At 64.6% G+C, this 7710-nt stretch carries 7 protein-coding genes; all 7 read right to left on the bottom strand.

The annotated features are described in order from the left end of the window. A partial coding sequence (locus ACO48X_RS01385; RefSeq protein ID WP_484999826.1) for a lipoate--protein ligase family protein occupies positions 1-387 on the bottom strand: 387 nt, incomplete at its 3' end. After that, a complete protein-coding gene (locus tag ACO48X_RS01380) occupies positions 341-1474 on the bottom strand; it encodes a branched-chain amino acid aminotransferase (protein WP_484999824.1) in 1134 nt (377 codons plus the stop codon). The genes ACO48X_RS01385 and ACO48X_RS01380, both read right to left, overlap by 47 nt. 135 nt (positions 1475-1609) lie before the next feature. Next, positions 1610-2674, bottom strand: a complete 1065-nt coding sequence (locus ACO48X_RS01375; protein ID WP_484999822.1) for a 3-isopropylmalate dehydrogenase — start codon at positions 2672-2674, stop codon at positions 1610-1612. 233 nt (positions 2675-2907) lie between these two features. Beyond that, positions 2908-3876 carry a hypothetical protein gene (locus tag ACO48X_RS01370; protein WP_484999820.1) on the bottom strand — a complete coding sequence of 323 codons (969 nt, stop codon included), beginning with the start codon at positions 3874-3876 and terminating at the stop codon, positions 2908-2910. A gap of 1568 nt (positions 3877-5444) precedes the next feature. Then, positions 5445-5849, bottom strand: a complete 405-nt coding sequence (cas2e, locus tag ACO48X_RS01365) for a type I-E CRISPR-associated endoribonuclease Cas2e (protein ID WP_484999818.1) — start codon at positions 5847-5849, stop codon at positions 5445-5447. Between the two features lie 14 nt (positions 5850-5863). Then, positions 5864-6811, bottom strand: coding sequence for a type I-E CRISPR-associated endonuclease Cas1e (gene cas1e / locus ACO48X_RS01360; RefSeq protein WP_484999816.1), 948 nt, complete (start codon positions 6809-6811; stop codon positions 5864-5866). 4 nt (positions 6812-6815) lie between these two features. Beyond that, the coding region (cas6e, locus tag ACO48X_RS01355) for a type I-E CRISPR-associated protein Cas6/Cse3/CasE (RefSeq protein ID WP_484999814.1) at positions 6816-7710 on the bottom strand (895 nt) is incomplete at its 5' end.

Genomic DNA, 7710 nt, shown 5'->3' with positions numbered 1-7710 from the left:
TCCCCCGCTTGCCCGCCGCGCCAGTGCGATTCCGCGTTCTTTAGCGGCTTCGACGTCGATCTCGTTGCTCAACGACTGCGAGGAGCCGATCACCGCCGCCGTTTCACTCCAATTCCAGAGGCGAACAGCTGCGGGGCGGACGCCTCCTGCGACGCTCTCTGCGACGGCGTGGTCGAGCGCCAGGTTCAAAGCGATCGAAAGAGGGCGCGATTCGAGCAGGTCGAATCGGGAGGGGAGGCCGGCGGCGCCGTCGGCCTCCGAAAGGCGAGCGCCGTCGGGCTCCGGAAAGCGGTAGGCGCCGGGCTTTGAAGAGCGGCCGACGCCGGGATCCGCCGCTCGACTAAGCGAGCCGATAGAGCCAACCGTGGCGGTCCTCGACCTTTCCAAGCTGGATTCCCGTGATTCGATCGTAAATCGTTCTCGTCACTTCGTTTCGGGGGATCTCCACTCGGAAATCCTTGCCGGAGAGCGAGCCGATGGACGTGATGACCGCAGCGGTTCCGCAGGCGAACATCTCGGCGACGGCGCCGCTCTCGATTCCGGCCAGCACATCCGCCAAGGCAAGGGTCTCTTCGCGGACGTCCGCGCCGTCGTCGTGCAAAAGCTGGAGAATCGACGAGCGCGTGCAGCCCGCCAAAATGTTGCCGGTGAGCTTGGGGGTGCGGATCGACCCGTCGGACATCACGACGAAGACGTTCATGCCTCCGAGCTCGTCAATGTTCGTGTCGGTGGCGGCGTCGAGGAACATGACCTCGTCGTATCCGCCCTCGTGCGCGATCGTTTTGGGCAGGAGCGATGAGGCGTAGTTGCCTCCGGTCTTCGCGTCGCCCATCCCTCCGGGGCCGGCGCGGTGGAAGTCGCGTTCCACCCACACGTCGATCGGCTGGAAGCCGTTGGCAAAGTAGGCGCCTGAAGGCGATGCGACTGCCAAGTAATCGTAGCGTTCGGCGGCGCGAACGCCCAAGAACGCTTCGGATGCGAAGACGAACGGCCTGAGGTAGAGGGAGGAGCCGGGGACGTCGGGAACCCACGCGGCGTCTTGGCGCACGAGGTTGACAAGCGATCCGATGAAGGCCTCATGTTCGAACTCGGGTATAGCCAACCGGCGATTGGAGTGGTTGAGGCGGGCCGCGTTGTACGTGGGCCTAAACGTCCAGATCGAACCGTCCTCGTGACGGTAGGCCTTCAGCCCCTCGAACGTTTCCTGGCCGTAGTGCAGCACCGCGCCGGCGGGGTCCATGGAGAGCGGGCCGTAGGCTTCGATCCTGAAATCATGCCACCCTTTGTCAGGCGTCCACACGGCGTGGGCCATGTGATCGGAGAACTGCTTTCCGAATCCCGGGGCGGCGAGCACTCCTTCGCGCTCGGCCTCGCTCGCCGGATGCGGGTTGGGCCTGACATCCCATGTGCCGGCGAGGTCGTCGGCGGCGGGCACCGCCTCCATCGACGCCAGTTCAAGATCCGTGTAACTCATAACATCACTTCTTTCTCGGGGCAATGAGTCGATTCTAGTGCCAGATCGGGCGCCGGACGATTCCGATCGCCTCGGCGATCCATGCGCCGCACGGCTCGCCGCGCGCCCGTTCCCGCGTGCGGCAAGGCCCGCGCCTCAGCCGCGGACCAAGGCCGCGAGGGCGTTTCCGACGTCCGACGTCGAACGTTCCAAAGGCGTGCCCGCCTCGGCTGCAGCAGCCCTCGCGGCCATGTCGGATTCGATCGCTTTCTCGATCGCCCGGGCGTGCTCGGCGAGCCCGAGGTGGTCGAACATAAGAGCCACCGAGGCGACGGTCGCCGTGGGGTCGGCGATCTGCTTGCCCGCGATATCGGGGGCCGAGCCGTGGATGGGCTCGAACATGGACGGAAAGCCCTTCTCGGGGTTGATGTTCCCGGAGGCGGCAAGCCCTATCCCGCCGGTTATCGCGCCGGCTTCGTCGGTGAGGATGTCTCCGAACAGGTTGTCCGTCGCGATCACGTCGAATCTGGCGGGATCGGTGACCAGGAAGATCGTCGCGGCGTCCACGTGCATGTAGTCGACTGCGACGTCGGGATACTCTGCGCCGACCTCCTCGACGACGCGCCGCCACAGCCCGCCGGCGTTGACCAGCACGTTGTGCTTGTGCACATATGTGAGCTTCTTACGGGGGCGCGCTTGGGCCTTGGCGAAGGCATATCGCACCACGCGTTCTACGCCGTAGGCGGTGTTGACTGAGACTTCGGTCGCTATTTCGTGGGGGGTTCCCTGCCGGACGGCGCCGCCGTTGCCGCAGTAAAGCCCCTCGGTCCCTTCGCGAACCACGAGGAAGTCGATGTCGCCCGGGGCGGCCAGCGGCGTCGGCACTCCCGGATAGTGCCTGTTTGGCCGAAGGTTGACGTAATGGTCGAGAGCAAAACGCAGCTTGAGGAGGAGGCCGCGCTCAAGCACGCCAGAGGGGACTCGGGGATCGCCTATCGCCCCCAAAAGGATCGCGTCGCGCGCCTTGATGTCTTCGAGGTCCGCGTCCGTGAGGGTCTCGCCCGTTGCGAGGTACCGGCGAGCGCCAAGGTCGTATGTGTGGGTTGCGATTTCGGGCCCGCCGAGGGTTTCGCGCACGGCATCGAGAACCTTCAGGCCTTCCGCCACAACTTCGGGGCCTATTCCGTCGCCGGGAATCACTGCGAGGTCTATGGACGTCATGGATCTAGGATATCGGCTGTTCAAAATACGGGATTCTCATCTCATTATTCGGACGGCCTTCGCGTTGGGTCGGCTTGCCTTCGAAGCCAAGGCGAACGGGATGCGAGCCCGGCCTTGACGGGCTCGGGCTCGCATCGACAACGGGGTTTGGGCGCCGCGCGGGACGCCCCGCAGAAGCGCCCATTCCGTAGGATTTCGAGGCTTGCGGCATCTCCAGGGTCAGGCGATCGGGCTTACGGGATCTCCAGGGACCAATTGCCTCCCGTGGTGTCGATCAAAATCAAACTTTCGCCGGTCTTCGCCGGGATTGTGACGTCCTTTTCTACGGCTGCTTTTTGTTCTTTGATGAAAGAGTTCGCTTTGGAGCTGCCGTCGGTGGGCCACAGGGTGCCGGTGACTCGCCCTTTGGAGGTGTTGCCAACGTACTTGAAGGTCGCCGACGCCTCGCCCCCGCGATACAAGAACGCCTCATACGAGTTTCCTGCTATCGTCGCACCCTTCGAGACCCTCGGAATAGAAGAGATCGGATAAACGCGGATCATCCACGGGCCGGGAGCCGTCACCCTGATCTTCGCCGTCTGTTTCCCGTTGGCGAAGGCGTCGAGCGGGAAGGTGCCCGTCGTCTTCTCGTCCTTGACCATTCCCCCGAAACGTTCCGTTTGCGATCCGCCGGCATCCTGCGCCTCGACAAGGAAGAATCCGTAGTTCGACGCCGGGTTGATTTCAAAGTAAAGAAGAACAGGCTGACTTCCCTGGGGCTTTTGGATGTCTATCGTTTGGGGGCCGTCGCCCTGGTACTCCTTGAACGTGCCGGTGAGCGCAGGCCGGGTCGGCTTGGAGGGGGCGACCGTGCTCGCCGGAGTGCTTTCGTCGTCTGTCGGCTCGTCGGGGTCGGGACTCTTGCTTCGAGGCGACGTCGTCGCGGACGTGGACGGCGAGGACTTGGCGGTGGGTCCGTCGTCCTTGTCGTCTTTCATGAGCTTCGGCACGAAGATGATCGCGGCCGCGATGGCGATGACAGCCACCACCGATAGGACCGCTAAACCGGCTTTGCTTGTGAGGAAGGACTTCCGGGGCGTTCCGTCAAGACCGAAGGGCATGCCCGTCCCGAAGTCCGACGAGGCTCCGTAGGTCGGCTGGCTCAACCCCTGGCCGTGGGCGGAGTAGTCGACTCCCGCCCCAGGGAGCGCCCCTCCCGCCATCTGGCTTTCGGGGGCCGGAGTTCCAGGCTCCGCGGGCTGCCCGATCCCGGCTTGCGCAGCGAATCCCGATTGTGGGCCGGCCGACGGAGTGAATCCCGACCGCCCCGAGGAACCCTCGGGCCCCTGCTGGCTTGAAGGGCCCTGGAACCTGGGCTGGCCTGACGAGCCCGGGCCCGCAAAACCCGATGGAGCCGAAGAAGCCGACGGAGGGAACCCTGGCTGGCCCGACGAACCTTGGAAATCCGGCTGGCCCGACGAACCCGGCTGTTGGAAACCCGGCTGGTCGGCGAAGCTGTATCGCTCGGTCGGTTGATAACCGGCACTTTGAGCAGAGGGCGACGACGAAGCCGACGGCGCCGGCCCAGCCTGCGAAGGGCCCGGCGCGTGCGCACCGAACGGAGGCCGCGCGGGCGCTGCTTGCCCTGCACCAGGAGCCGACTGAGCCGAACGCGGCTCCGACTGACCCCCGCCGGGGATTGGCTGCCCGGCCCCAAGGTCCGCCAGTCCCGAATGGAACGGAGGCCGCCCCGGGCGAAAGGCAGATTGCCCCGGAGGCTGCTCGGAGCCAAAGCCTGCCTCCCCCGAAGCGGACGTCGGCTGCGCACCGCCAGATTCAATTTGCCGCGAGCCGGGAGCTGGAGGCTCCGAACTTGGCGCCGAGTAGGCCGACGGAGTTGAGAAGGCACTCGGAGCGGAGCCGCTCTCCGAGGGGCCCTGGCCCCCGGCCGGGACGTTTCGCCCTCCGGGGACGAAAGGCTGCCCGCCTCCGGCGGAGCCCGCGGGCGCAGAGCTCGCCGGGGCAAACCTCGGGCGTGAAGACTCTGGCGCGGCGCCGGCCCTGAAAGCGGGGCCGGGCGCGGCATTCGCCTGGTCAGAGCGATCCCGAGTCTGCTGCGAACTCAGCGACTCGGGCGGCGCGGCGTGCGCGCCAGAGCCGTTTCTTCTCCTCGAGGAACGCCTCGGCAAGCGGGAAATGGTCTCGTCAGCTGAGTTCGAGCTCCGGTCAGACTCGTCGGAGTCTCCGGCGGAAAGCGATCCTCCCGCGGCAGGCGAATTAACCGAGGAATTCGAATCGTCGGGGAAGCGGGTATCGTCGGGTGCCTGCGAAGAGTCGGGCGCGTACGGCGAATCGGACGAATCGGACGGCGACGAGGCGGAGGGCAGAAGGGTGGCATCGACGTCGATGTCTTCCACCCAGAAGTTCCAGCCAGCGGGAGCCGGGCCCCAAGCGGGATCGGGCCTCCAACCAGCAGGAGGGGTCCACCCGTCGGGCGCCGGCGGCCAGTTCGGCGGTGGGTTGAATCTTTTGGACATGAGCAACACTCCTGTGGTGCGTGAAACGACAATGCCATTGTCCCACGCCCTCCCCCATCTGCCGCCACCCACGTCCACGGTGCGAAACGCCTCAAGTTTGCTTTGTTCATAAGCGAAAACCATTGGCGATCAAGGGTCCTGACGACGCCGAAACCGCCGCGAATCGGGCACTTCGACGTCTAAACACATCGAAGCATCCTGCGGCGCCGACTGTCGCGGACAGCACACAACTCATCTCTTACTAAAATGCGGTCCTATCGCCGTCGAGAGCCTCCGAAACGACGCCTTCGCGCGGCGATCGACCACGACTCTTTGGGGGTCGAAGAAACGCCGGACGCGGAGAAGCTTTGCTTGCCTTCGCTGTTGCGCCCACCGCCTTCGACTGCCTTCCAAGGGCTTTGCATGACGAGCATTCCTTCGACGTCGAGCGGTGTGCGATCGTGCCCAAGTGAGAGGATCGCGCATCGCTGTTCCGACCTGACCGGATAGATCATCAACGCTCTGCCTTGGCCGAGATTCTCTGCGATGAGTTCCCACACCTGATCTCTGACGCGACCCGAAAGATGCCCCACGAATACGCCTGTCGAAACTTCGAGCAGCCACCGGGTCAACGCGCCGCGAAGCCCGGCGGGCGCCGCAGAAAGGATGATTACGACCATGCGGCTGCCCAGCCTTACTCTTCGTCGTCCAAAGACTCTAAGGCAAGTGCGTGGTTCATGCCGCCCGCGATGGCCTTGCGCTGGTAGTCCCACAGAGAGACGACGTTCACCTGAAGCTCCTCCCCCTCGTCGACCTCGAAAAGCCTGTGGATGTCTCGCACCGACCGCTCAATCACCTTCAGCTCGAATATTCGGTCGCGGACCCGGCGCCGGGTTGTCGCGGCAATGTCGCTCATGCCTTCGGCGACGACGTCAAAGGCGATCGGTATCGTCACATCCGCCTTGTAGAGGTCGGCGACGTCGTAGACGAAGGAACGCTCGTGACCCGTGTGAACGAATCCCAGTCCCGGCGAGCATCCCAGTGAAACGACGACGGCGTGGATCACCCCGTAGAGTGCGGCGTGCGCGGCAGACAGCGCCTGATTGATCGGATCTGAGGCGTCAAAATCGTCGTGCTCGTACTCGCGGCGCTTCCACGGCACCCCCGTGCGCTTAGAGTTCTCACGGTAGACGGAACGAATTCGCGCGCCTTCCCGCCCCCGCAGCTGTTGCATTGTCAATCCGTCGACGTCCTCGCCTGCAAAACGCATCGTGTACATTTTCCTCGCGACCGCCAGCCGCTTTTGCGGGGAGGAGACACGAGCCGCTTGCTCCACGAGAAGCCTGCTCGACGTCGCCAGGGACCTGCCGTGAGCGTAGTAGCGAACCCCGCGCTCGCCGACCCACACTGCGGTGGTCCCGCACTCGCCCAAAAGGCACATCGCCTGGTGGCTCACCGAGGTCCCCGGGCCCAGCAGCACAGCCAAAAGCGACGCCGCCGGAACCCGGACCAAGCCCTTGTCGTCGCGCGCCGTCACAGCGCCGTCCTCGCGATGGACGACGCAATGCTCCAAGTAGAGAAAGGACATCCGGTCGGCTGCGCGAGGAAGCGCCGTAACGGGAACGGGAAGCAGGCGCGCCATGGCTTTACTCCCTCGGGCGCGCCAAGGTCATGAGACCGCAGCCGTATGCCTTCGACGGGCCGAGCCCGTTGACGAGCATCTGGCGAAAGGCCCCGACTTCCTCGATCCGGAGAATGCCCTCGTAAACGACGCGCCCAATCGTGACCTTGCCTGACTTCTGTGTCTCGCGATCCTTCCTGTCGAACACCGGTTTCTCGCGCCGGACAACCAAAAGCGAGACGCGATCATTCGGATCGTCGCCCTGCTTGGCCAACCCTTCAAACGTCTCGACTGCGGCAGCGCTTCGCCCCTGTGCGGCGTCGCATCCCAGTCCGCCGTTGTCTCCCGTTTCAACGCGCTTGACCTTGCCGTCCCCACCGGGCCTTGTGAGCCCCGATTCGTCGGGGACCATCGGGATCGAGAACCCCTGCTTCTCAGCGCGCCTGAGCAGCCAGTCTCTCTGCTGCCTCGCAGTCACATGCACATGCCGTTTTCCCCGCTCGTTCGGCCCCCTGTTCTCGTTGCGAACAGGATTTGCCGCGAGTCTGAAAGCCCATGTTTGCCCTTCGGCGAGCCGAGAAAGGAAACCTTCATAATCAAGCGTGCGAGCCATCTGCGACGAAGTCGCGTCCGCCTCAATTTGCGACATGTCCGGACGCATTGGCGAAAGCACGTACAGGGCGACGCCGAAGGCCCTTTGGTCGACCCGCCACAGCACACGTCCAGCCGCAGAAGTTTCTGCGCGGGCCGACGACGATTCAACACCGACCGACGTCGAGGTTTCGGATTGTGCAGACAAAACCTCCGACGTGCTTCCGGCCGGATCACCCCCGTCGCCGTCAATGCTCTGCCCGAGATCGCACGCCTTCATGACGACCGCGTGCATCACCTGCGGCGAGCCGAGCAGCCTTCTCGCGAAC

This window comes from Peptidiphaga sp., assembly GCF_057238965.1.
Note: the sequence above shows the minus strand (reverse complement) of the source record. Positions and strands in the feature narration are given on the sequence as shown.